Source organism: unidentified bacterial endosymbiont (assembly GCF_918797525.1).
GTDB lineage: Bacteria > Pseudomonadota > Gammaproteobacteria > Enterobacterales > Enterobacteriaceae > Enterobacter.
In genome coordinates this window covers 380785-405516 of sequence record NZ_OU963893.1, presented here as the reverse complement: position 1 = coordinate 405516, position 24732 = coordinate 380785, and the positions used below count along the sequence as shown (strand labels likewise).

Sequence of the window (24732 nt, the reverse complement as noted above, 5' to 3'; positions counted from 1 at the left end):
GTCACACGGAGAGTTGCTGCCGGGTCGTTTCCGGCAGTAGCTCAACCGCCTGCTGATAAGACGCATCCACCAGATAATAAATTTGCGAACCTGGCAGAGAGCCATCGAGCCAGACGGTGCTCCAGTGCGCCTTGTTGAGATGCTTGCTCGGCCGGACGTCATGATGCTGCTGGCGTAACAAAGCAGCCAATTCCGGGCTGGTTTTGAGCGACGCTGCCGGACGTCCGTCGACTTCATTGACCATGGCAAAGAGCACATCACCCACCTTGATCTGCGTGGCTTTCCAGTCGCTATGAACGCTTTGTTCTGCGCCTGGCTTACTCATGCAATACTGAAGTATTTCCGAAATAGTCATCTCTGTTCCCCCTGGAGCGTTGCGATAATTTTACGCGGACCACCGTGGATGCGATGCTCTCCCAGCCAGATCCCTTGCCACCTCCCCAACTGCAGCCGCCCATGGTGTACTGGCAGCATCAGCGAAACGCCCAGCAGAGAAGATTTAATGTGCGAAGGCATATCATCCGCCCCCTCATAATCATGTTCATAGGTGGCGTTGTCCGGAACGGCCTTGAGAAAATGGCGTTCCATGTCAGACCGCACGCTGGGATCGCAATTTTCATTTAGCGTGAGAGAGGCTGAAGTGTGCTGAAGCAGCAGATGCAGTAAACCCGTTTTGACGCTCGCCAGGTCGCGTAGCTTGTCGATGACGTCGTCCGTCACCAGGTGAAATCCACGAGATTTAGCGCTTAATGTCAGGATCTGTTGATACCACATTGGCTGCTCCGTGATAATGAAAGATCAATCTTTCTAAGTGTGCAGCAAGAAAGCGAAAGGTAAAACCCACCGCGGTAAGATTTGCTTAAAAAAGATTCAAACCGCCGCGCAGGGTTTAATACTCAGAATTTACTATCACTTCTTCGCCAAACTTTCCCGCCATCGGCAGCGGTCGATAGGTTGAGTTAGAGGCACGTAATACCCTGATCCCTCTGGCGCCTACGTCCAGAGCGGCTGTGATGTCGTTATCCGAATCGCCGTAAAAGATTTTGATGCTTTTCTGTTCAAGCCACTGGATTTTCGTGTTCTGCCCCTCTTTGTCACCGGCAAAAATAACCGGATTCATGCTGGAGGCCGGGATCTGGAAATCGTCCTGCAGCGTTTTAGAGACGGTTTCCGTTTTTGTCTGGCTACGCCCGGTCACAAAATAAATACTGTCCCCGCGTTTAACGTGCATGGCGATCAGTGCGCGAGCCACCTCTTTCGGGATGCTGAATTCGTCCCAGCCGTTGTTCATCTTTTCCCAGAATTCAGGGTTCTTCAGATAGGCTTCGCTGTCCGGCGAGAAGGTTTTCTTACCACGCCAGAAGCCCGGACTTGAGAACAGCACGGTATCGTCGATATCAAATCCCACCGCCTGGGGCGGACGGCCCATCAGGCTGTTTTCGATCTGTGCCACCGAAACCCAGTGAATGGGAGCCTGTTCGGCAAGAATCGCGGCGGAAGTGCCGGTATAGAGCGGCGTTGGTGCAGACGCCTTAGCGACGACGGCGCTGTTAAGCGAAAACAATAAGCAGGCGGCGCTGAGCGCCAGTAGGGTCTTGCGCATATTTTTCCTTTATATTCAGTTTATTATCGTTTTAACTTGAGCGATTGAACAAAAGGCTATTCGACCTCTCCCACAGGAAGAGGGTAAATGTAAGTGAGCACTCACATTACAGCAGCAAAGGCCTTTGCCACGCGCTGTACGTTGTTTGCATTCAAGCCCGCCACGCACATACGGCCGCTGGCGATCAGGTACACACCAAACTCATCGCGCAGCCGATCGACCTGAGCGGCGCTGAGACCAGTGTAGCTGAACATACCGCGCTGTTTTAGCAGGTAATCGACGTTATGCCCGGGAGCAGCCTCTTTCAGGACATTAACCAGTGCCTGACGCATTGCCTGGATGCGGTTACGCATTGTGTCCACTTCGGCAAGCCAGCTCGCTTTCAACTGCTCATCGCCGAGAACCGTCGCCACCACCTGCGCGCCAAAGGCGGGTGGGCTGGAGTAGATGCGCCGAACCGCGGCTTTCAGCTGTCCCAACACGCGGCCCGCGGCTTCTGCGTCTTCGCATACCACGGACAAACCGCCCACGCGCTCGCCGTACAGGGAGAAGATTTTAGAGAACGAGTTACTGATCAGCGCAGGCAACCCGGCGTGGGCAATCGCGCGGATGGCGTAGGCGTCTTCTTCCATACCCGCACCAAAGCCCTGATAGGCGATATCAAGGAATGGGATCAGATTACGTGCCTTCAGCACCTCAATGACAGCATCCCACTGGGCATTCGTTAGATCTGCTCCGGTTGGGTTATGGCAGCACGGGTGCAGCAGAATAATACTGCGCTCAGGCAGGGTGTCCAATTCTTCCAGCAGCGCGTCCACGCGCACGCCGTTGGTTTCGCTGTCGAACCACGGATAAGTCGACACCTCAAAACCTGCGCCCTCGAAAATGGCGACGTGGTTTTCCCACGTTGGGTCACTAACCCACACGCCAGAATCCGGAAAATACTTTTTCAGGAAGTCCGCGCCGACTTTCAGCGCCCCTGAACCGCCCAGTGTCTGGATAGTCGCCACGCGTTTTTGCGCCAGCACCGCGTGATCGGCCCCGAACAGCAGGGGGGCGATGGTATTTCGGTACGTGTTTAACCCTTCCATCGGCAAATAAAGCGAGGCGCCGTGAGGCGCCGCGTTAAGGCGTGCTTCAGCCTCGGCCACGGCCCGCAACTGCGGAATTAAGCCATCATGGTTGTAATACAGACCGATACTCAGATTCACTTTGTCGCTGCGAGGATCTTCTTTGAAACGCTCCATTAAGGAGAGAATAGGGTCGCCGGCGTAGGCGTCTACTTTCTGAAACACGCGATGATTCTCCGGAATTCGATAAGGCAGGGATTTCAACAATAAACCGGAAGAGGACGTAACACCACCCCTTCAGATTATCCTGCGATTGGCATAGGTTTTTTGCATCCTCCCGCCCTGTCATTTACCCAATATTGTCCTCTTTCCTACTCCCGTAATGTGAGTCCTGCGCAAACGCGCATTCATTCACTCAAGGAGTTCTCATTATGGATTCACAATTTATTGGTTCAGTCATTAATGCCCTGCCGCTGGAACACATGATCGGCGGCCCGCTGCAGGCAATGATCAAAGCGCAGGTCCAGGCAAGCAAGTCTTATACCGACTTCCTGCTCTCGGTCTGTATTAAAGATGGCAAGGCCGTCGCTATCGAGTTTGACTACGACGAAACGGTGGTAGATGAACAGGGTGTCAATAAAGGCAGTGTCACCCGCAAAATGAGCATTCCGCTGCTGGCGGCGGTTACCCATCCCATCATTTGTATTGAAGAAGGGACGATCGATTTTGAACTTGAGGTCAGCCAGAGCGAAGCCAGCTCAAGCAGCACCGAAGCGGAAGCCTCTGTTGAAGCCTCCGTCGGTTGGGGCGTATTCAAAGCAAAAATGACCGGTAAAGTATCGCATAAATCCGAACAGACCCGTTCGACCGATACACGAGCTAAATACTCCATTCATACCCAGATTAAACGCCAGGAGCCACCTGAAGCGCTACAACGCGTTATTGATTTCCTCACCAACGCCAAAACCAAGCCTGTCGCCGCGCAATAACGTTTCTCGCCGCGATTTCAGTGCGATTAAGTAACCGATGGGCCGCCGGTGGTGGCCCTTTTTCAGGAGCGAATTATGTCTTTCAAAACATGGCTACGCGGCGGGAAGGACGAAGAGCCCGAAAACAAGACGGGCAACGAGGCCACGGATGCACCGCCTCCGGAGCAGGGAAACTCGCCCCCTCCAGCCAATATTCCCGGTGTCCCCATTTCGCTTGAGGATATCACGCGTGGTATGCAATACGCGGCAACGGCCGCGAACGAACTCATCGCTCAGCAATATATGAAGGCGCTGGATCCCTTTTTCGAACCGGCCGATGACGGTTCGTTAATCCCCCGCACCGTACAGCTGACGCTGGATGAAAAGCACTACTTTGATCTCCCGCTCGTCGCGATGTCGACACCGCGCGGGCTGATGCTGGAAAAGATGAAGGTCAATCTGACAATTCGCTCTGAAGGGATGCAGGCCCCTTCCCGACAATCAGGCGAGAACGAATTTGGCCGCTTTCACGTCAGCCTTTCCCCTTCCAGCGAAACCCAGGGTGGGCGTGACAGTCGCCACATTGATGTGGAAATGCAATTTACCGCACTCGAACCGCCAGAAAGCGTAATGCGTTTAATTGATGAATACACCAATAAAGTCATTCCCCTTCCGAAAGCAGAGGAGACGCCGTAATGAATAAACAACCAAATAGTACCGGCGATAAAGGCGTACAGCTGATTTGCCAGTTTGAAGGGCTAAAGCTGGAACGTTATCGCGATGCCGTCGGTTTATGGACCATTGGCTACGGCCATTTAATCCTGACAAAGGAGATGGAAAAACTCATTAAAATCACAACCGGCGAGGCTAAAAACCTGCTTCGCAAAGACCTGCGTAGAACAGAACAGGGGGTAGAGAAAATGGTCGGCGTGACGGTTACGCAAAATCAGTTTGACGCGCTGGTCTCGCTTGCCTTCAACGTGGGAACCGGCAATCTCAAAAAATCAACCCTGCTAAAAAAACTCAACGCTGGTGATATTCAGGGCGCCGCACTGCAATTCAAAAGCTGGAATAAAGCTGGCGGTAAAATTCTGCCAGGGCTTACGCGTCGTCGCGAAGCTGAAATGAAACTGTTTCTTAGTTGACCCGATAAATAAGCAAGGAAATAAAGATGAAAAAAGCAATTCGGACCGGTTCACTCGTTTTATGCATGGCACTATTCAGCCATTTCAGCACTGCTGCCGAAACGGTGACCTGCGAAAAAGAAGTGAATGAGATCAACACATTTCTAAACAATAACGGCTCACCCGGTATTAATAATGTGGCGGATTTCAGCGCAACGCTAAGAACGCTCAATACAACGGGCCGTCTGCCGGCGAAATATATCACCAGCGAGGAAGCAAAACGTCTCGGCTGGTCGGGTTCTGACTCAGAGACGCTGTGGGGCTTAAAACCTACCCACAATAAGTGGATTGGCGGCGATGCGTATCAGCACAAGACATTGCCCGCCAGCGTGAAGTGGTACAGCGCTGATGTAGACGTCTCGCGCGGTTACCGAAGCCCTAAACGGCTGGTCTATACCCTCTCAGGCCAACAGCGTTTTTTCACACCGGATAACTATCAACATTTTGTTGAAGTTACCCCCTGCCAGTAACCCTACGGCTCCACGCCCGCTAAGACGTGGAGCCGGTTACTAAGGAGTTATAATGAACAGTTTTCTCACCCCTACCCTGATTAACGAAGGGCTCCTTGCCGTTGCCGGTCTCTTTGGCGGCGTCAGCGTCTCTTTCTTTTGGCAGCCGCGAAAACTTCAGCAGCATAGTCGTTTTATCGCCGGGGTTATCATCGGCAGTATCAGCATGTGTGCCGCCTTTGCTCTCGGCGGCTTTACCGCACGGTGGCTGAAAATCGACTTAAATGAAGCGGACGCGACTCTGGGGCTGGGTTATATCGTTGGCGCGATAAGCAACGGGTTAATTGTCTGGCTGGCGAATTTTTTCCGCCGCCACGAACAAAAGGACATTTTTGACGTTGCCGGAGAGCTGAAAAAACGTGTTAGCCGTGAAAGGTCATCCGCCGCAGGCTCCACCAGTCGTAAACAAAGCGGAGATTAATATGAATAGCGTCCTGGATGGGTGGATGCTGTTTTTCACCATTATGGTCGATATGTCTACGTCATTTATTATTCTTTTTTGTGCATACAGCCGCAAAATAACCCCCCTGCATTTTATCTACAAGTTTGGTCTGGCGGCCATTGCGTTCGGATTATTTGCGCAGAGCGGAATGAACATTCATTTTTTGTTTACCGGTGTTGATAATGTTACTAATAGCATTCCTTTTTGGTTATTACAAGACTTCGGTACACTTTTGATCATTTTCGGCTATTTTATCTTTAAAATTAAATAATACGATGGCGCGAAACGGTGAAAACCTTTCGCGCCATTATTAAGCAAAGGCTATAAAATAGTTTCTGTGTGAAGTAAAGTGCAATATATTATTCAGAAATTACGTGATTATTAATATAACTAAAGTAAAGCCTGGCTGCCTGAGTTCGATTATTAACCTGTAAACGATTAAAAATAGATTCCAGATGAACTTTCACGGTTCCGGCGCTGATATTCAACTGGCGGCCGATTTGCTTATTGGTACCGCCTTTCGCGAGCAACTCCAGAACCTCCTGCTGCCGATGACTCAACTGACTCACGGTATCGTCGCTATCCTTTTTATCCATCGACAGGGCAATCTGCTCAGGAAAACAGATGATCCCGGCATCAACCATCTTCAGTATTTGACTAATTTTATCCACTGGCTGATCCCGGGTTAGTACCCCTTTAATGTTTTGTTTAAGATAGAAGCTAAACACCTTCCCTGTCACTTTCCTTAACATCAGTACCACCGGTATTCGTGGGTACTCCCTGCTGAGCAGGGGGAGCAATGGGGCGCATTCCATATCACCATCGAGTAGTATCAGGTCAACACTCTCATTTGACAGTAAAGCGCATGCTTGATCAAAATTATTAGCGTCTATAACCTGACTTTCAGGCATTATCCTTTGGAGCTCAACCTTCATGCCGTGAATATATAACGGCAATTCATCAATCATCAAAATGTTCATAACTGAAATAACCTCAATAAGTTTATTTTTCCATCAAAACGACACCACTTTCTTAAGCCGTTATAAGTATGAGTCTTAAAAACAAATTGAGAAAACCGCATTTGTCATATGTCATTGGACAGAAATATATATTTAAGCAATACAAAAACGCTCATTTTTTGGTCGGATAGGGAGAGAGCGGACTCTGCCGCATAAAACCTCGTCAGATAAGATGCTGTCTGTTTGAGATGCTACCCGATCATGCCTTTGCTTCTGGAGGCCTTATCCAGAAGTGGCTCCATACGATTAACCCACCGGTGCTGGTGGAATAGTCAACAATGATACCATGCTCAGCCATTACCTCTTCCGGATTGCACAAGCTCAGGGGACAGGCGAGGTATCAGCAGACACTTTAGCAATAACATCGATGGGATAATGCCAGCGCTTAGAGGTTTTTGAGCAAAGGCATGATTGGGTAGCATCTCATAAAGACAACCAGTTATCTGGCGAGGTTTGAAGCGACAGAGCCCTACTTTCAAACGAAAAACAATATTGTCTTTAAATGTGCCTCCTCCTTTAACAAACTTCAACCATCTGATTTTTAGCAATTATAAAGAAAGAAACATCACAGTGCTAATTTTTAACACCTACGATTCCAATATTTGAATTTGTAATGTTGCGAATACTGACAATACTTACCGACAATGTTTTCATTTATTTCACTTGATAATTGAAAGAACATTTTCTTCATAAAAGATAAAAGAAAAATCATTAAAACACGCCTCAGGGATGTAAGGTGGAAGCCACGTAATACTGCACTAAAGTTTCAATTATCTATCAAATGACGTCAGACAACATGAGCTAATGGAGGTAGGAAAAACAAAAAACAGCCTATTAAACGAGTTACTCGCAAAGGTTCCAAATTAATCATTCATTAATTGTTCAATGCTATAAGGAATAATATTATGACATACCGTTCACCAACTATTATCTCCAAGGATAAGCAATCAAATGTTACCCCATTCCATGGCCATGTTTTCTCCCCGGCATCACGGGCATATTTTGCCTGGCAAGCCGGGCAGCTCGATACAGGCCAGCTTAACCAGCGTGAGGCGGGTAAATTTTTCCCTGCATTTAATTCGGGCCTTCGTGATCCTATAGCACCCCAGGATCAGGCTAACGCATTACCGCCGCCTGATGGCAAAATTGGCAGTGCGAACCAGGGAAATGGTGAATTTTTGGACGCGCCGGGTACTCACTGGCAAAAACATGATGTGCTATCATCAGACGTCTTAACGATTTCTTGGTTTTATTCTGCCACGCACTTAACCCGGCGCTGGAACTATTTTATTACGCGACCGAACTGGAATCCAAATCTGCCTCTTAGCCGCGCCCAGTTTGAAGACAAGCCTTTTTATCAGGTTGAACTAACTGAACAACCTTTCTGGAGTCATGGTACAGCATTAACTCCGCCGCAACCCACGGTGCATGATGTTATATTACCGGAACGCAGCGGTTACCATGTCATTCTGGCCGTCTGGGAAGTCGCCGATACCGGCAATGCTTTCTACCAGGTTATTGATCTGAACTTTGTGGGTGAAGGCGGTGGTGGAGACGGTGGTGAAGGCGGTGGTGGAGACGGCGGTGAAGACGGTGGTGGAGACGGCGGCAATGGCGACTGTCTTTGCCCGCTGCCGCCGCATAATCTGCGCGTAGTGAATGTCACTGCCAGTTCGGTATCGCTTGCCTGGAACGCATCCTCTGCGAATGTCTCTTACTATAAGATTTATCGTAACGGTACGTACCATGCCACGACCAGTGGATTGAGCTGGACAGATTCAAGTTTACCGGCGAATACAAGGTTCCAGTATTCCGTCACTGCGATTAAGGAGTCTGCCCGGAGTTCATCTCTGTCGGTAGAAACATTACCCAGCGGCGGCAATCAGACGAAACCAACTCCTCCGACAAATTTGCACAGTATGGGTGTCTCTGAAAATAGCGTAAGCCTGATGTGGGGACCTTCATCGACAACGTCAAGTACGCTGGCTGCCTATTTGATCTTCCGTAATAACGTCGAGATAACCCGTGTTCCGGCTTCACAGCTTTCGTTCCAGGATACCGGGTTGCAGTACAGTACTACATATAATTACCATGTTATCGCGGAGGATGCATACGGACGGCGTTCAGCAGCGAGTAATACCCTGAGCGCCACTACCCTGGCAGGTTCGGACCCAGGCCCTGGTCCGGGCGAGGGAGATTACCCGGAGTGGAAACTTAATACAACCTATCCAGTAGGAACCCGGGTAAGCTACCGCGGTCGGAACTGGATTTGCCTGCAGACCCACACCGCTCATGTTTATGACTGGTCACCTGGCGGTGCCGACTCCGAGACACTGTGGCGCGCAATATAATTATACGAATGTTTTAATAATAAGAAAATCAAGATGGCCGGTTATCCCGGTCATCTTTAATAAATATAATGTCACCATACAATCCTCTCTCATGGCAATAACGCCACGAGATTATTAGTTTAACCAATAAAATCATCTTCGACCTGTATTGCGCAAATGTGCAGTGCAGCATAAACATTGACCACCGGGAATGCTCATTTATTATATAAAACGTTTCATCCACAAATAAAAGTCATATTTTTCAGTAATCCTTGCTTCACTACTTAGAGTCGGGTGCAGCGTATATCGTCCCTGAAATATCACTTGTTGCTATATGCAGCCTGCTCGCTCCCCTCTCGCTAAAAACGTTTTTAAATCTTGCATAATGATTAAAGATTCAATTATTTTCAATAAACCTTTATCATTCCAATACCCATTTAATTAAAAGGGGATATGCCGTGTTTGTTTCAAACTTATTACGATCATTCATAGTTACAACCCGCAACAAGTCGTTGAAGAGTGGTGCTGAGCAACTCTACATTACCAAGTCACCACTCTCAAGAAGAATCAAAATTCTTGAGGAAAGGCTTGGCTGTAATCTCTTTCTTCGCGGACGTGACGGTGTTGATCTTACGCATGAGGGAAAGGAACTCTATGATGCTATCTCCCGCTACTATGATGAATTAACCCTGTTAGAAAATCACTTTATGAATAAGTTTACCCCTGCAAATAAACCAGCGCGCTCCAGTCATGGTTATAGCATATCGATTGAGCATTGCTTGCATGACTGTTTATCTAACCTGACACACTCTCAGTTGAGAGTTATAAGTCAATTGATATATAGGGATTTTAATAATGAAATAACCCAGGAATTATTATCAGGAGAGCTAGACATCATTATATCCAATAAGGAATTGCAATATGATAAGAGCGAGATTGCTATAGCCTCATATAAAACAGCCACCATAAATATAGTAAAGCCCAAAATAAAACCATTGTCACAAAAGTCTATCATTATACCCGCTACGCTACTAAACATTCTGGACAGAACAGATATAAACTGGCGTCAGGAGTTGAAAAAAAACCTTGAGGATATTGATGAGGCTGAAGTGATTATTACACCTGAAATTAAAAACCACTTATCCTCCATAGAACGCGGAGAAGTTATCGGCCTAATTTCCAGTCAGTCATTGAAACCAACAGACTGCAAATTAAATAACATTATTTTATGTCCGCTCGTCATCAATCAGCATAGCGTTAAGATAGAAATAAAAATATACTTTTTAAAAAAAAGAGAAAGAATAATCGAGGAATTTATTTCCGTTCTTGTCAGCTCCTGGTTTTTTGTTAAAGAGTAAGCTGGATAAGGCGTTCATTAGGTTCTGCCGCAATAAAAAGTGGTCAGGTACCATACTGTTTTTTCGCAACGTTGCCTGACCATGCCCCTGTCTCAAAAATCCTTTTAACGCTTAAATTATTCCGCCGACATTATTGCCCCGTGTGCCCGCGGGTTCCTCGCCTGCCCCTGAGCCTGTGCAATCTGAAAGAGTTAATGGCTGAGCGCGGCGTGAAGGGAGGCGAGCGGCAGTTAACGCCTTGCCGCTCGTTTAGTTAGTCGGTGTATTTCATGGCAACCCGCGACGTCAGACGGGTGATCAGTTCGTAAGCACTTACTTTAGTTATTTCCGCAATGCGTTCGACCGGCAGTCCTTCTCCCCACAACACCACGTCATCGCCTGCTTTGTCATGCGCCTCCGGCCCCAGGTCCACACAAATCATGTCCATCGCCACCCGGCCGACAATGTTAACTTCGCGGCCATTCACCAGCACCGGTGTGCCGGTTGGCGCGGCGCGAGGATAGCCATCACCATAGCCCACGGCGACCACGCCCAGCCGCGTATCCCGTGCGCTTGTCCAGGTCCCGCCGTAACCTACCGGCTCGCCCGCTTTGTGCTCGCGCACTGCAATCAGGGTAGAGACAAGGGACATCACCGGCTGGAAACCAAAATCCGGCCCCCAGGGATTACCCTCCAGCGGCGATACACCGTAGAGGATAATGCCCGGACGCACCCAGTCATAGTGGGACTGCGGCCAGAGCAGAATACCACCGGAGGCCGCAATAGAGCGCATACCTTGCTTGCCTTCGCAAAACGCATTAAAGATAGCAAGCTGCTGCTCGGTCGCGCCGCACTCGGGCTCATCGGCACGCGCAAAGTGGCTGACGATATTCACCGGCTGGCGCACATTTTTGCACTGACACAGACGCTGATAAAAGGCCCCGGCGTTTTCCGGGCGCACGCCCAGGCGGTGCATGCCGGTGTCGAGCTTCATCCAGACGGTAACGGGTTCACTCAGCTCGGCACCTTCGAGGGCGGCAAGTTGTTCTTCGTTATGTACTGCCGTGTGCAAATGCTGGCGCGCGATGGTCTGCAAGTCTGTGGCTTCAAAAAAGCCTTCGAGGAGCAAAATCGGATGAGTGACCCCCCCTGCACGCAGGTGGAGAGCCTCTTCAAGACGGGCGACGCCAAAGGCATCGGCATCGGGGAGCGTTCGCGCGGTCTCAATAAGACCGTGTCCGTAAGCGTTCGCTTTCACGACTGCAACGAGCTTGCTGGCAGGCGCCAGTTCACGCAAACGTTGCAGGTTGTGTCGCAGAGCGCGGCGGTTAATCACAACAGTTGCCGCTTGCATTTAAATTCCTTAGAAATTACTCATCATCATATTGTGGACCGGCATAGTTGTCGAAACGCGACCACTGTCCGTTAAAGGTCAGACGTACCGTGCCGATGGGGCCGTTACGTTGCTTACCAATAATGATTTCAGCGATCCCTTTCAGGTCGCTGTTTTCGTGATAAACCTCGTCACGGTAAATAAACATGATTAAGTCGGCATCCTGCTCAATAGATCCCGATTCACGCAGGTCGGAATTGACCGGGCGTTTGTCGGCGCGCTGTTCAAGGGAGCGGTTAAGCTGCGAGAGCGCCACCACCGGCACCTGTAGCTCTTTGGCTAACGCTTTAAGTGAGCGGGAAATCTCGGCAATTTCCAGCGTACGGTTGTCAGAAAGCGACGGTACACGCATCAGCTGAAGGTAGTCGATCATGATAAGGCCGATGCCGTCATGCTCACGGGCGATACGGCGCGCGCGGGAACGCACTTCCGTTGGCGTCAGGCCGGAGGAGTCATCAATATAGATGTTTCGCTTTTCCAGCAGAATGCCCATCGTACCGGAGATCCGCGCCCAGTCCTCGTCGTCGAGCTGTCCGGTACGAATACGGGTTTGATCCACGCGCGACAGCGACGCCAGAGAACGCATCATGATCTGTTCTGATGGCATTTCAAGACTGAAAATTAAAACCGGTTTATCCTGCAACATCGCCGCATTTTCGACGAGGTTCATCGCAAATGTCGTTTTGCCCATCGACGGACGCGCCGCAACGATGATCAAATCCGAGGGCTGCAGGCCAGCGGTTTTCTTGTTGAGATCGTCATAGCCGGTATTTACGCCGGTTACACCATCGTGCGGCTGCTGGAAAAGCTGTTCGATACGCGCGACGGTGGCATCGAGGACATCGGCAATGTTTTTCGGCCCTTCGTCTTTATTGGCGCGGCTTTCGGCGATTTTAAATACGCGTGACTCAGCAAGATCGAGAAGATCTTCGCTGGTGCGCCCCTGGGGGTCAAAACCGGCCTCGGCGATCTCGTTGGCAACAGAGATCATCTCACGTACAACGGCACGTTCACGCACGATATCGGCGTAGGCGCTAATATTTGCCGCGCTTGGCGTGTTTTTCGAGAGTTCTGCCAGGTAAGCAAACCCGCCGACGCTGTCCAGTTGCCCCAACCGCTCCAGCGATTCTGCGAGCGTAATCAGGTCAATCGGGCTGCCCGATTCCTGCAGACGCGCCATTTCTGTAAAGATATGACGGTGCGGACGGGTATAGAAATCTTCAGAGACAACGCGCTCGGCGACATCATCCCAGCGTTCGTTATCCAGCATTAAACCGCCCAACACCGACTGTTCCGCTTCAATCGAGTGCGGCGGGACTTTTAACCCGGCGACCTGGAAATCACGCTCGCGGGGTTCAGTCTGTTTGTTGAAGGGTTTGTTTCCTGCCATAGTGAATGGAGTTACCGAGATAAAGAGTGGGTCGAAAGATTACCATATTTTTCTTACGGAGGGAGCATGGCAACGCGCATTGAGTTCCAGAAACATGGTGGACCTGAGGTACTGAAAGCGGTGGAGTTCGCCCCCGCAGAACCAGGTGAAACCGACGTTCAGGTTGAAAATAAAGCCATCGGCATCAACTACATCGATACCTACATTCGCAGCGGGCTGTATCCGCCGCCGTCAATGCCGAGCGGCCTGGGAACCGAAGCCGCGGGGGTGGTAATTAAGGTGGGCCGCGGTGTAAAAGAGATTAAAGAAGGTGACCGGGTAGTGTACGCGCAATCTCCGCTCGGCGCTTACAGTTCAGTTCATAACGTCCCGGCCGACAAAGTGGCCCTTTTACCCAACGCCATTTCATTTGAACAAGCTGCAGCATCGTTCCTGAAAGGGTTGACGGTTTATTACCTGCTGCGCAAAACCTATGAAATCAAACCCGACGAGCCATTCCTGTTTCATGCCGCCGCCGGCGGCGTAGGGCTGATAGCCTGCCAATGGGCAAAAGCGTTGGGCGCAAAACTCATCGGCACGGTGGGCAGTGCGCAAAAAGCGCAACGCGCCCTGCAGGCTGGCGCATGGCAGGTGATCAATTACCGAGAAGAGAGCGTGGTTGAGCGGTTAAAAGAGATAACCGGCGGCAAAAAAGTGCGCGTGGTGTATGACTCGGTAGGTAAAGATACCTGGGAAGCCTCTCTGGACTGCCTGCAACGCCGCGGCCTGATGGTGAGTTTTGGCAATTCATCAGGCGCCGTGACCGGCGTTAACCTCGGCATTCTGAATCAGAAAGGGTCGCTGTATGCCACTCGTCCTTCTCTTCAGGGCTACATCACCAACCGTGAAGAGCTGATCGAAGCCAGCAATGAACTGTTTTCGCTGATCGCCAGCGGGGTGATTAAGGTGGATGTTGCAGATGAGCAGAAATACGCGCTGACGGATGCCCGGCGCGCGCATGAGGTGCTGGAGAGCCGGGCAACACAAGGGTCAAGCCTGCTCATTCCATTTTCCCCACAATAATTCTTGGCACAGGAAGCCGGCAAGGGATTGAACCCCCGGGAAAGTGACTGGGGTGAATGAACGCAGCCAACGCGTCTGCGACGTGAATTATGACGGGGAAAAGAAATTGGGCTTCCCGAGGGAAGCCCTTTCTTTTTTTGTTCGGCTGTATGTAGGGTACAGCTCGATGAATTCTTTAGCGGCATTCATAGTGACAGATTCGATAAGTAAATCCTATTCTGTTCTAAGCAATGCTGACGGAAAAGTTACAACTATGTGACGAACCCCGCAAACCTTAGTAACGAAAGCGGTTATTGCGCTGATATTGGGGCACTTTTGGAGATTTAATTGCCCGTACCACCCACACAACCGCAATCGCCAGAAGCAGCCAAGGCAACAGTTTTATCGTCAGGACAAAGAGTCCTCCCACAAACATTACCGCCGTCGCAACAACCAGCGCCGCCAAAATACCGAGCAGCGAAACACCCGTGACCAATAGCATGACAAAAAAGCCAATCACAAAAAGTAGTTCCAGCATGGTTCTCTCCCACGAGTTCCCGAATGATGCACATAGTATTACAAGAATCATGCCAAAATTAACGCATTGTTTTTAAACAATAACGTCCCACACATTTGTGCGAGGCGTGGTGAATTTGACTATCTTTTAGCGTAATTTATTGCTTATCCGCTACCAGACGTAGGGCGTGTTCTAACACATTGATATCCGCACCCGCTTTATGGGCATTCTCGCTCAGGTAGCGTCGCCACTGCCGTGCGCCCGGAATGCCCTGGAACAGCCCCAGCATATGACGAGTGATGTGGCCAAGGTAGGTCCCGTTACTCAGCTCACGCTCGATGTAGGGATACATGGCACGCACCACCGCAACCGGACAGGTCCGGGCGCTTTCTACACCAAAGATTTCACGATCGACCGTCGCCAGAATACCCGGGTTCTGATAGGCCTCACGCCCGATCATCACGCCATCCATATGGTCCAGATGCGCTTTGGCCTCGTCCAGCGATTTAATGCCGCCGTTGATCGACAGGGTCAGGTGCGGGAAATCACGTTTAAGTTGATACACACGCGGGTAATCCAGCGGTGGGATCTCACGGTTTTCTTTCGGACTCAAACCAGAAAGCCAGGCTTTACGGGCATGGATAATGAACATCTCGCACTCGCCTTTCCCGGCTACCGTGGTGATGAAATCACACAGGAATGGGTAGCTGTCCTGGTCGTCGATACCAATACGGGTTTTGACCGTAACCGGAATGGAGACCACGTCGCGCATCGCCTTGACGCAATCCGCCACCAGTTGGGCGTTACCCATCAGACAAGCGCCGAACATGCCGTTTTGCACGCGATCGGAGGGACAGCCGACGTTCAGGTTAATCTCGTCATAACCGCGCTCTTCGGCCAGCTTTGCACACTGCGCCAGCACGGACGGATCGCTTCCACCGAGCTGCAGCGCAACCGGATGCTCTGCCTGGCTATAGGCCAGATAGTCACCCTTACCGTGAATAATCGCGCCAGTAGTTACCATTTCGGTGTACAGCAACGTCTGGCGGGAGAGCTGGCGCAGAAAGTAGCGGCAATGTCTGTCCGTCCAGTCGAGCATCGGCGCGATGGAGAAGCGGTGTGCAGGAAAAGCAGTCTGTAATTCTGACGACATGGCGAAGTTTTAAGCATCTGGTGGAAAAGGGGCGCTACTATAGCACAAAGAAAAGCCGGAGACGCAGCGCCTCCGGTCTACTTTAAAACGTCAGGCTTAACTGTGCCCCTGCGCCCCAGGTTTCGTCTTCACCGTACAGGCCCATCAGGTCAACATGCACCCTGTTAAACGGCGCAAAGCCGACACCGCCCGTAAAGACGTTGCTATCATTACCTTTTACGTCGGCACGATAACCGGCACGCACGGCCAGCCAGCTCAGCGGCGTAACTTCAGCACCTACGCCAACGTACTGCGAAGTATCTTCGCTCTTGAAGCCTTTCGTTTCCGTCAAATCGCCATCAGCGGTCAGAGTGACCAGATCGTTATGCCAGGCGGCACCGACCGTCACCAGCGGACGGATCTGGTAGGTATCCTTGTAACTCACCACTTCCCCCGTGCGCCCATTGCGGATGCGGATATCTTTGGTATCGATATCGCGCGACATCAGGTTTTGTCCGCTCACCCCTAGCGTCCAGTGCTCACCGAAATCAGCTGCGATACCAGCATCGACGTTAAAGCCCGTGTCGTCTGTACGATAGCGGCTGTCATTCCAGTTGCTGCTGTCATAATCGTAAATGGACGTGGTGTAGTTATAAATCCAGGATTTCTGTAGTTTGGGCGTGACGCCAACGGACACAGGAACACCGCCAAGGTCGAACTGACGCGCAACAGCAATACCGTAGTCGGACACAATAGCCGCCCGGCCTGACGCCGTTGAGTTCAGGTTTCGCGTAATCTCATCGGTACCGCCTAACGCCGCTTTCAGTGCTTCCGTTACCGCAACCCCTTCAGATCCTTGAATACCGCGAAGGTAATCAATGTCCTGTTGATCAATAGAAGAGCTGACACGGCCGTGGGCATAACCTTTTGCCATAAAGGCTACGGAGAGCACATCATTAGGAATGCTCACAGCAATACCTGCCCCTGCAGAAGCGCGTGCCGTTTTGCCTTTTAAAAAGTCCAGCTCATCGGCGAGATCTTTCGCTGCGCCCTGAAACTGGTTAATTGAGCCTGCCGGATTGGTGATGATCTCAATGGGGGTAAGATTATCAATCACATCCTGGTAGTGATTAATTTTGTCGTTAATCTTGTCAATCTCGTCCTGAAGATTGTCTTTATCCGTAATCTGCGCCCCAACGGATGGCAGGATCACGGTGACATCATCCTCAGGTTTTGCCTTGGCCAGCAATGCGGGGTTGATTAACGCCCCGCTGCCGTAACTGCCTGCCGCCACGCCCGTGCCACCCATTGCGTCGCTACGCGCCTCTGTCCAGGTATTGGCTGCTCCCGCCTGATTTGCCATAAACACGGAAACAGCGATGCTAACCACCGAAAATTTAAAATGTTTTTTCACAGTATGCTCGTCTTATAGTCTGTTATTAAATAACCCCTGTCTGTTATCACTTAAACAGGTGCGAACTATTGCTGTGAATAAGTACAAAAAGACCCGCTATTTCCTTAAGTTAAATCCTGCTCAGGCCTGTTGTAATTTGTGACGGCCCTCAATATTTATAGAAGAGGAAATTATTTTCGCCCAGGTTTTCCATCGTGCGGCCCAAAAAATTGAGGAGGAAGATCTTCCCGGCGATCCTCGCGCATTGCGACATACACGGGGTTCAAAGAATAATAGATACGGCTGTACTTTTTATTCGCCTCCCCCCACCACCAGTAACCCGACTTCTTCATCGGTGTTATTAATGAAGGTATAGCAGACGCTGGTTTCGGCTGGGAAAGCCACGCTATCTCCCGGCCCGAGTTTTCCACAAATAGCCATTAATCCAGTCTTCCGGACAGCCTGGCGGATCTCGGTGTTTTGATCAGAACATGATAAAGTGACGGTTTTCCATCCTAAACATCCGAGGTGCTTAATGGATAAGTCCACAAAAGAGCTGTTAGCACAGGCAGAAAAGCTATGTGCGCAACGCAATGTGCGCCTGACTCCGCAGCGCCTTGAGGCCTTGCGCCTGATGAGCCTGCAGCGGGGTGCTATCAGCGCATATGACCTACTCGACCTGCTGCGTGAGAGCGAGCCTCAGGCTAAACCGCCTACGGTTTATCGTGCGCTGGACTTTTTGCTGGAACAGGGATTTGTGCATAAGGTTGAATCGACAAACAGCTACGTACTGTGCCATCTTTTTGATCAACCTACCCACACGTCAGCCATGTTTATCTGCGACCGCTGTGGCGTAGTGAAGGAAGAGTGCGCGGAAGGCGTTGAAGACATTATGCATACGCTGGCAGCGCAAATGGGCTTTGCTCTGCGTCATAACGTTATTGAAGCGCACGGGTTGTGTTCAGCGTGCGTTGAGGTGGAATCCTGCAATCATCAGGATGCGTGTCAACACGACCATTCAGTCCAGGTGAAGAGAAAACCGCGTTAACACCAAATAAAAGAAAAGGCGGCCTGTGGCCGCCCTCGGGAATAGTAGGCAATTACCAGCGGTAATCGTTACGGGTTTCCCAGTCTTTTACTTCGGTTTCGGCTTTATCTTTCTCGTAACCGTAACGTTCCTGGATTTTACCGACAAGCTGATCGCGTTTACCTTCGATAACGGTCATATCGTCATCTGTCAGTTTACCCCACTGTTCTTTCGCTTTACCTTTGAATTGCTTCCAGTTGCCGCCGATTTCGTCTTTATTCATAATCGTGTCCTCGTGTTAAGCGTCTAAGAGAATCGTCCGCTGCGTTCTTTTCTGCTGGACGTGATTATCATTGTAGTTAAGGATTCGGAAGCTGTTTTCATATTCGGAATCTTTTACCGTCGCGGTATATCGGGGCGAAATGGAAACCAGGTATTGTTACGCCAGTGGCGATGCCAGATGAATGCCAATGACAGGCCGCGCAATAAGAGAAACACCGCCAGCGCCAGCCATAACCCATGATTACCCAGCCAGGGGAGCGTCAGCAGCGTTACGGCGAACCCAACCGCGGCGACTGCCATGCTGTTACGCATCTCTGCGCCTCGCGTTGCGCCAATGAACATACCGTCCAGCAAATAACACCAGACACCCACCACCGGTAAGATGACCTGCCAGATAAGGTAATGGCTCGCCAGTTCGCGAAGAGCCGGCAGGGTGGTAAGTAGCGCAATAAGATGCTCGCCGAACAGGGCATAAATGAGCGCAAAACCCACGGCCACAAAGCCTGCCTGACGACACGCGGCCCGCCAGACCTCGCGAAGCTGGCCGCTTTCGCGCGCGCCATAGGCCTGCCCGGAATGCGCTTCAACGGCATAGGCAAAGCCATCCAGCGCATAGGCGGTAAAGGTCAACAGCGTCATCAACACCGCGTTCACCGCGACAATCTCCGGCCCGAGACGCGCCCCAAAGACCGTCAGGGCGCCAAAGCAGAGCTGCAGGAGCAGAGAACGCAGCATGATGTCGCGGTTAAGCGCTAACAGCTTGCGGATATTGCCACGCCATGCGGTTCTCAGCAGCGTCAGGAGATGCCACGCAGCGACAGAACGCGCCATACCATCCACAGGCCGAAGATAAATGTCCCGTATTCTGCAATCGCGGTCGCCAGCGCTGCCCCCCGCACGTTCATGTGCAGGCCCATCACCAGCCAGAGGTCGAGAACAATATTCAGGAGGTTTCCCACCACCAGCAGAATGACCGGGGCCCGGGCGTACTGCACGCCCAGCAGCCAGCCAAGCAATACCAGGTTTGCCAGCGATGCAGGCGCGCTGAGCCAGCGAATTTCAAGAAAACGCCGCGCCTGCTCAAGTACCGCGTCACTGCCCCCCACAAGAGTCAGCGCCAGATCGATGAGCGGCGCGCGCAGCAGAACGATGACCCCACCCGCGCCCAGCGCCAGAATTAAGGGCTGAACCAACGCCCGAGCCAGCCGCAGGGGATCTTTCGCCCCAAACGCCTGTGCCGTCAACCCAGTGGTGCTCATACGCAAGAAGAGGAGCAGCATGAAGAGGAAGCTGGTCGCCGTCGCGCCGATCGCCACGCCGCCCAGATAGACGGGCGAATCCAGATGACCAATTACCGCCGTATCCACCAGTCCCAGTAAAGGAACAGTGATGTTGGAAAAAATCATTGGCAGAGCAAGACGCCACAATGCCCTATCTGAGGCCTTCAGCAGTGACATGACATTACCGGGAAAGAAAAAAGTGAATCAGGCCACGGTGATTTCGCAGCCTGTCAGGGAGGAGTTAGAGCCATTCACCGTTGCGAATAACGCCAACCGCTAGCCCTTCGATAGAGAAGTTCTGCTCGCGGAGATCCACCATAATCGGGGTAAATTCGTTGTTTTCTGGCAGCAGTTGAACGGTATTACCCTGTTTCTTAAGACGCTTGACGGTCACTTCATCATCAATGCGCGCAACCACTACCTGGCCGTTGCGCACGTCCTGCGTTTTATGCACTGCAAGTAGGTCACCGTCGAGAATGCCGATATCTTTCATTGACATACCGCTTACACGCAGCAAGAAATCCGCGCTCGGCTTAAACATACCAGGATCGACCTGATAGTGCCCTTCAATATGCTGTTGTGCCAGCAGAGGTTCACCGGCAGCGACACGGCCAATCAGTGGAATGCCCGTCTCCTCTTCCACCAACAGGCGGATGCCACGTGAAGCACCTGAAACAATCTCAATCACGCCTTTGCGCGCGAGCGCTTTAAGGTGTTCCTCGGCAGCATTTGGAGAACGGAAGCCCAGACGCTGAGCGATTTCCGCACGCGTGGGTGGCATACCCGTCTGGCTGATGTGATCCCGGATGAGATCAAACACCTCTTGCTGCCTGGTCGTTAACGCTTTCATTCCGCCCCCTGGGTGTATATACAGTTATGCTGTGAGTATATACAGTCAAAGTCGATTATGGAACCAAAAACTGCACAAAAAACCAGGGACTTAATTATTCTTCGAGGCTCATCGAAAATGCGACCACAACAGCGTGACCCAGGTGATTGCCGCGATTATCATCGCCAGCAGGACAGCAGCAGACCCCATATCTTTCGCCCGGCCAGAGAGCTCATGGAAATCCGATCCAATACGGTCAACGACGGCCTCTATAGCACTATTGAGAATTTCCACTATCATCACCAGAAGCACGGAGCCGATGAGAAGAACGCGGGTAATAGCATCGACATCAAGGAAACAGGCGACGACCACCGCGACGAGGGCGACGATGCTCTCCTGACGGAAAGCGGCTTCATTGGCCCACGCGGCATGAAACCCCTTCCATGAATAGCTGGCAGCTTTGATGATGCGGGTTAACCCAGTGGTATTATTGGCCATTTTAGAACCTTTTATTGGAAACAGCGTCAGTAACTATACCGCCTGAAGTATGACGGGTAACAACAGAAATTTTGCGCGCTTTCTGTTATCCTTGCGCCGCATTTGCATTATTAACCAGAGGCTTTACATCGTTTATGTCCGGCTGGCCACGAATTTACTACAAATTACTGAATTTACCACTAAGCGTCCTGGTAAAAAGTAAGTCTATTCCAGCAGAACCCGCGCTGGAATTGGGGCTCGATACCTCGCGCCCCATTATGTACGTTTTGCCTTATAACTCGAAGGCAGATTTACTGACGCTTCGCGCCCAGTGTCTGGCGCATGATTTACCCGATCCGCTTGAACCGCTGGAAATTGACGGCGCTCTGCTACCGCGTTACGTGTTCATTCACGGCGGGCCGCGCGTGTTTACTTATTACACGCCAAAAGAAGAGTCCATCAAGCTGTTCCACGAGTACCTTGACCTGCACCGCAGCAATCCCGATCTGGATGTGCAGATGGTGCCGGTTTCCGTGATGTTCGGTCGCCGACCGGGTCGCGAGAAAGGGGAAGAGAACCCACCGCTGCGCATGCTGAACGGCATCCAAAAATTCTTCGCTGTCTCCTGGCTGGGACGTGACAGCTTTGTGCGCTTCTCCCCTTCCGTTTCGCTACGCCGAATGGCGGACGAGCACGGTACTGATAAAATCATCGCGCAAAAGCTGGCGCGCGTAGCGCGTATGCACTTCGCTCGTCAGCGCCTGGCCGCCGTTGGGCCTCGCCTCCCGGCGCGACAGGATCTATTCAACAAATTGCTGGCCTCTAAAGCTATCGCCCGTGCCGTTGAAGATGAAGCGCGTAGCAAGAAGATTTCACACGAAAAAGCACAGCAGAACGCCATTGCGCTGATGGAAGAGATCGCGGCGAACTTCTCCTATGAGATGATTCGTCTTTCTGACCGGATCCTGAGTTTCACGTGGAACCGCCTCTATCAGGGCATCAACGTCCATAACGCGGAACGCGTGCGTCAACTGGCCCACGATGGTCACGAAATTGTCTATGTGCCTTGCCACCGTAGCCACATGGACTACCTGCTGCTCTCTTATGTGCTTTATCACCAGGGACTGGTCCCGCCACATATTGCGGCCGGAATTAACCTGAACTTTTGGCCAGCAGGCCCGATTTTCCGTCGCCTGGGCGCATTCTTTATTCGTCGTACCTTTAAGGGCAACAAGCTCTACTCCACCGTATTTCGCGAATATTTGGGCGAACTGTTCAGTCGGGGTTATTCCGTTGAGTACTTCGTCGAAGGCGGTCGTTCTCGTACCGGGCGTCTGCTCGATCCGAAGACCGGCACCCTGTCGATGACCATTCAGGCGATGCTGCGAGGCGGTACTCGTCCAATTACGCTGGTGCCGATTTACATCGGTTACGAGCACGTAATGGAAGTGGGCACGTATGCAAAAGAGCTGCGGGGGGCGACCAAAGAGAAAGAGAGCCTGCTGCAGATGATGCGCGGCCTGAGCAAATTGCGCAATCTCGGCCAGGGCTACGTTAACTTTGGCGAACCTATGCCGCTGATGACGTACCTGAACACCCGTGTGCCGGAATGGCGTGAATCCATTGACCCTATCGAAGCGATCCGCCCCGCCTGGCTAACCCCGACGGTAAACAGCATCGCCGCGGAGCTTATGGTTCGCATTAACAACGCAGGTGCGGCAAACGCCATGAACCTGTGCTGCACGGCGCTACTGGCCTCACGCCAGCGTTCATTGACACGGGAACAGCTCACCGAGCAGTTGGATTGTTATCTGGACATTATGCGTAACGTGCCGTACTCGGTGGATTCGACCGTGCCAACCAGCACCGCGAACGAGCTGATCGAACATGCGCTGCAGATGAACAAATTTGAAGTCGAGAAAGACACAATCGGCGACATTATTATTCTGCCACGCGAACAGGCCGTGCTGATGACGTACTATCGCAACAACATCACGCATATGCTGATGCTGCCGTCACTGATGGCCGCGATCGTTACGCAGCACCGCCATATCTCACGTGAGGAGCTGCTGCGCCACGTCGAGACGCTCTACCCCATGCTGAAAACCGAGTTGTTCCTGCGCTGGAGCAAGGAGGAGCTGGCGGTTGAGCTGGATAAGATGACGGAAGAGATGCGTCGCCAGGGGCTGATTACCGTCAATAACGACCAACTCACCATTAATCCTTCACGTTCCCGAACCCTGCAACTGCTGGCGGCCGGTGCGCGTGAAACGCTACAGCGCTACGCTATAACCTTCTGGCTGCTGAGCGTCAATCCGTCTATCAACCGCGGAACGCTGGAAAAAGAGAGCCGGACGCTGGCACAGCGCCTGTCTGTTTTGCATGGTATTAACGCTCCCGAATTCTTCGATAAAGCGGTCTTCAGTTCGTTGGTGCTGACGCTGCGTGATGAAGGGTTTATCAGCGATACGGGCGATGCCGAACCGGAAGAAACGCTCAAGGTTTATCAGATGCTTGCCGGGCTGATTACGTCGGATGTGCGTTTGACGATTGAGAGCGCCACTCAGGACGAGTGATGGGAAAAAGCCCGGTGGCACTCACGCTTACCGGGTTTTTACTCGCCATAGGGATAATTAATACCAGTAACTCATTGCCAGTCCTAAAAACAGCACCAGCCCGACATAGTTATTATTCAAAAATGCCTTAAAGCACGCTTCACGCTCGCGCTTCGCGAGAAGCTTCTGCTGATACGCAAACAGCAAACCCGCGATAAGTACTGACCAGTAGAACGCCCAGTTCAGCTCGTTCAGGCGGCCAATTGCCACCATCAACGCCAGCACAGCAACCTGCAGAATACCGATGATCGTATTGTCCTGACGACCAAACAGGATCGCGGTTGATTTGATGCCAATTTTCAGGTCATCGTCGCGGTCGACCATCGCATATTGCGTATCGTACGCCACCGCCCAGAGGATATTGGCGAGGAACATCAGCCAGCAGCTGAGCGGTAAAGATTCACTTACCGCGGCAAATGCCATAGGTATCGACCAGCCAAACGCGGCACCTAACACCACCTGTGGCAGATGGGTATAACGCTTCATGAAGGGATAAACCCACGCTAATGCGAGCGCCGCAACGGAGAGCAGAATCGTCATGGTATTGAGCGTTAATACCAGCAGGAAGGAGAGCAGCACCAGCACAACAAACAGCGCCCGAGCCTCTTTCCCGGTGACCTGTCCACTTGGCAGGGGGCGGTTAGCGGTACGTTTAACATGGCCGTCGAATTTTCTGTCTGCATAGTCATTAACGACACAGCCCGCCGCGCGCATCAGCCAGACGCCAGCAATGAACACGCCCAGGATCCACAGCGGTGGTATGCCTGGGGTCGCTACCCACAATGCCCATAAGGTTGGCCATAGCAACAGTAATGCGCCAATGGGTTTATCTGTACGCATTAAGCGGTGATAGGCCAGCAGCTTGCTTTGCGTCAGGCTCCACTCCATTTTTTC

General features: G+C 51.5%; 25 protein-coding genes and 3 pseudogenes. 11 read left to right on the top strand and 17 right to left on the bottom strand.

The annotated features are described in order from the left end of the window. Nucleotide 1: 1 nt before the first annotated feature. The 4 genes from NL510_RS01930 to tyrB form a co-directional block, all read right to left on the bottom strand. Nucleotides 2-355 carry an MmcQ/YjbR family DNA-binding protein gene (locus tag NL510_RS01930; RefSeq protein WP_253381153.1) on the bottom strand — a complete coding sequence of 118 codons (354 nt, stop codon included), beginning with the start codon at nt 353-355 and terminating at the stop codon, nt 2-4. Continuing rightward, on the bottom strand, nt 352-774 hold the full coding sequence (locus NL510_RS01925) for a secondary thiamine-phosphate synthase enzyme YjbQ (RefSeq protein WP_253381151.1): 423 nt from the start codon (nt 772-774) through the stop codon (nt 352-354). Before NL510_RS01925 ends, NL510_RS01930 begins: the two co-directional genes overlap by 4 nt. 115 nt (nt 775-889) lie before the next feature. After that, entirely contained in the window at nt 890-1603 is a 714-nt protein-coding gene (aphA, locus tag NL510_RS01920) for an acid phosphatase AphA (RefSeq protein ID WP_253381149.1), read from the bottom strand. A 101-nt stretch (nt 1604-1704) separates the two neighbouring features. Further along, nucleotides 1705-2898: an aromatic amino acid transaminase gene (gene tyrB, locus NL510_RS01915; protein ID WP_253381147.1), complete on the bottom strand. Its 1194-nt coding sequence runs from the start codon at nt 2896-2898 to the stop codon at nt 1705-1707. A 206-nt stretch (nt 2899-3104) separates the two neighbouring features. Here tyrB and NL510_RS01910 point away from each other — a divergent pair, with 206 nt between their 5' ends. The 6 genes from NL510_RS01910 (at nt 3105) to NL510_RS01885 (ending at nt 6047) form a co-directional block, all read left to right on the top strand. Next, a complete protein-coding gene (locus tag NL510_RS01910; RefSeq protein WP_253381145.1) occupies nt 3105-3662 on the top strand; it encodes a DUF2589 domain-containing protein in 558 nt (185 codons plus the stop codon). 75 nt (nt 3663-3737) lie between these two features. Next, nucleotides 3738-4337: a DUF2589 domain-containing protein gene (locus tag NL510_RS01905; protein WP_253381143.1), complete on the top strand. Its 600-nt coding sequence runs from the start codon at nt 3738-3740 to the stop codon at nt 4335-4337. Beyond that, the gene (locus NL510_RS01900; RefSeq protein WP_253381141.1) at nt 4337-4786 is read left to right on the top strand and encodes a lysozyme; all 450 of its coding nucleotides are present in this window, start codon (nt 4337-4339) and stop codon (nt 4784-4786) included. Before NL510_RS01905 ends, NL510_RS01900 begins: the two co-directional genes overlap by 1 nt. Nucleotides 4787-4812: 26 nt before the next feature. Then, a complete protein-coding gene (locus NL510_RS01895; protein WP_253381139.1) occupies nt 4813-5295 on the top strand; it encodes a ribonuclease domain-containing protein in 483 nt (160 codons plus the stop codon). A gap of 52 nt (nt 5296-5347) precedes the next feature. Continuing rightward, the gene (locus NL510_RS01890) at nt 5348-5755 is read left to right on the top strand and encodes a hypothetical protein (RefSeq protein ID WP_253381137.1); all 408 of its coding nucleotides are present in this window, start codon (nt 5348-5350) and stop codon (nt 5753-5755) included. A gap of 1 nt (nt 5756) precedes the next feature. Continuing rightward, nucleotides 5757-6047 carry a hypothetical protein gene (locus tag NL510_RS01885; protein WP_253381135.1) on the top strand — a complete coding sequence of 97 codons (291 nt, stop codon included), beginning with the start codon at nt 5757-5759 and terminating at the stop codon, nt 6045-6047. A gap of 88 nt (nt 6048-6135) precedes the next feature. Here the strand turns inward: NL510_RS01885 and NL510_RS01880 are convergent, their stop codons facing one another. Beyond that, entirely contained in the window at nt 6136-6756 is a 621-nt protein-coding gene (locus NL510_RS01880; RefSeq protein WP_253381134.1) for a response regulator transcription factor, read from the bottom strand. Between the two features lie 251 nt (nt 6757-7007). Next, a pseudogene (locus tag NL510_RS01875) lies at nt 7008-7164 on the bottom strand (IS6 family transposase); the annotation flags it as partial. Nucleotides 7165-7700: 536 nt separating this feature from the next. On the opposite strand from NL510_RS01875, the gene NL510_RS01870 reads away from it, so the two are divergent. Together NL510_RS01870 and NL510_RS01865 are read left to right on the top strand one after the other, a co-directional pair. Next, complete coding sequence (locus tag NL510_RS01870) at nt 7701-9146, top strand: lytic polysaccharide monooxygenase (protein ID WP_253381132.1); 1446 nt, start codon at nt 7701-7703, stop codon at nt 9144-9146. A gap of 437 nt (nt 9147-9583) precedes the next feature. Next, nucleotides 9584-10483, top strand: a complete 900-nt coding sequence (locus NL510_RS01865; protein ID WP_253381130.1) for a LysR family transcriptional regulator — start codon at nt 9584-9586, stop codon at nt 10481-10483. Nucleotides 10484-10736: 253 nt separating this feature from the next. On the opposite strand, the gene alr is transcribed toward NL510_RS01865, so the two are convergent. Continuing rightward, complete coding sequence (gene alr / locus NL510_RS01860; RefSeq protein ID WP_253381128.1) at nt 10737-11816, bottom strand: alanine racemase; 1080 nt, start codon at nt 11814-11816, stop codon at nt 10737-10739. A 16-nt stretch (nt 11817-11832) separates the two neighbouring features. Beyond that, on the bottom strand, nt 11833-13245 hold the full coding sequence (dnaB, locus tag NL510_RS01855; protein ID WP_253381126.1) for a replicative DNA helicase: 1413 nt from the start codon (nt 13243-13245) through the stop codon (nt 11833-11835). 66 nt (nt 13246-13311) lie between these two features. On the opposite strand from dnaB, the gene NL510_RS01850 reads away from it, so the two are divergent. After that, nucleotides 13312-14307, top strand: a complete 996-nt coding sequence (locus NL510_RS01850) for a quinone oxidoreductase (protein WP_253381124.1) — start codon at nt 13312-13314, stop codon at nt 14305-14307. Between the two features lie 274 nt (nt 14308-14581). On the opposite strand, the gene pspG is transcribed toward NL510_RS01850, so the two are convergent. The 4 genes and pseudogenes from pspG to NL510_RS01830 form a co-directional block, all read right to left on the bottom strand. Beyond that, nucleotides 14582-14824 (bottom strand): envelope stress response protein PspG, encoded by a 243-nt coding sequence (gene pspG / locus NL510_RS01845; protein ID WP_253381122.1) that lies wholly within the window; start codon nt 14822-14824, stop codon nt 14582-14584. 136 nt (nt 14825-14960) lie between these two features. Beyond that, nucleotides 14961-15956, bottom strand: coding sequence for a tRNA dihydrouridine(20/20a) synthase DusA (gene dusA, locus NL510_RS01840; RefSeq protein ID WP_253381120.1), 996 nt, complete (start codon nt 15954-15956; stop codon nt 14961-14963). A gap of 82 nt (nt 15957-16038) precedes the next feature. Beyond that, a complete protein-coding gene (locus tag NL510_RS01835; RefSeq protein WP_436299124.1) occupies nt 16039-17298 on the bottom strand; it encodes a conjugal transfer protein TraF in 1260 nt (419 codons plus the stop codon). A 221-nt stretch (nt 17299-17519) separates the two neighbouring features. Beyond that, nucleotides 17520-17791: pseudogene (locus NL510_RS01830) on the bottom strand (cupin domain-containing protein); the annotation flags it as partial. Nucleotides 17792-17863: 72 nt separating this feature from the next. Between NL510_RS01830 and zur the strand changes: the two are divergent. Then, a complete protein-coding gene (zur, locus tag NL510_RS01825) occupies nt 17864-18376 on the top strand; it encodes a zinc uptake transcriptional repressor Zur (RefSeq protein WP_253381116.1) in 513 nt (170 codons plus the stop codon). A gap of 52 nt (nt 18377-18428) precedes the next feature. Here zur and NL510_RS01820 read toward each other — a convergent pair whose 3' ends face one another. The 4 genes and pseudogenes from NL510_RS01820 to NL510_RS01805 all read right to left on the bottom strand — a co-directional run bounded on the left by NL510_RS01820 (nt 18429) and on the right by NL510_RS01805 (nt 21244). Then, nucleotides 18429-18638: a CsbD family protein gene (locus NL510_RS01820; RefSeq protein WP_112012120.1), complete on the bottom strand. Its 210-nt coding sequence runs from the start codon at nt 18636-18638 to the stop codon at nt 18429-18431. A gap of 113 nt (nt 18639-18751) precedes the next feature. After that, nucleotides 18752-20094, bottom strand: a pseudogene (gene dinF, locus NL510_RS01815) (MATE family efflux transporter DinF). Between the two features lie 64 nt (nt 20095-20158). Then, complete coding sequence (lexA, locus tag NL510_RS01810; protein WP_253381114.1) at nt 20159-20767, bottom strand: transcriptional repressor LexA; 609 nt, start codon at nt 20765-20767, stop codon at nt 20159-20161. A 108-nt stretch (nt 20768-20875) separates the two neighbouring features. After that, the gene (locus tag NL510_RS01805) at nt 20876-21244 is read right to left on the bottom strand and encodes a diacylglycerol kinase (protein WP_253381112.1); all 369 of its coding nucleotides are present in this window, start codon (nt 21242-21244) and stop codon (nt 20876-20878) included. Between the two features lie 134 nt (nt 21245-21378). Between NL510_RS01805 and plsB the strand changes: the two genes are divergently transcribed. Next, complete coding sequence (gene plsB / locus NL510_RS01800; protein WP_253381110.1) at nt 21379-23799, top strand: glycerol-3-phosphate 1-O-acyltransferase PlsB; 2421 nt, start codon at nt 21379-21381, stop codon at nt 23797-23799. A 57-nt stretch (nt 23800-23856) separates the two neighbouring features. Here plsB and ubiA read toward each other — a convergent pair whose 3' ends face one another. Continuing rightward, nucleotides 23857-24726: a 4-hydroxybenzoate octaprenyltransferase gene (gene ubiA / locus NL510_RS01795; protein ID WP_253381108.1), complete on the bottom strand. Its 870-nt coding sequence runs from the start codon at nt 24724-24726 to the stop codon at nt 23857-23859. Nucleotides 24727-24732 lie beyond the last annotated feature (6 nt).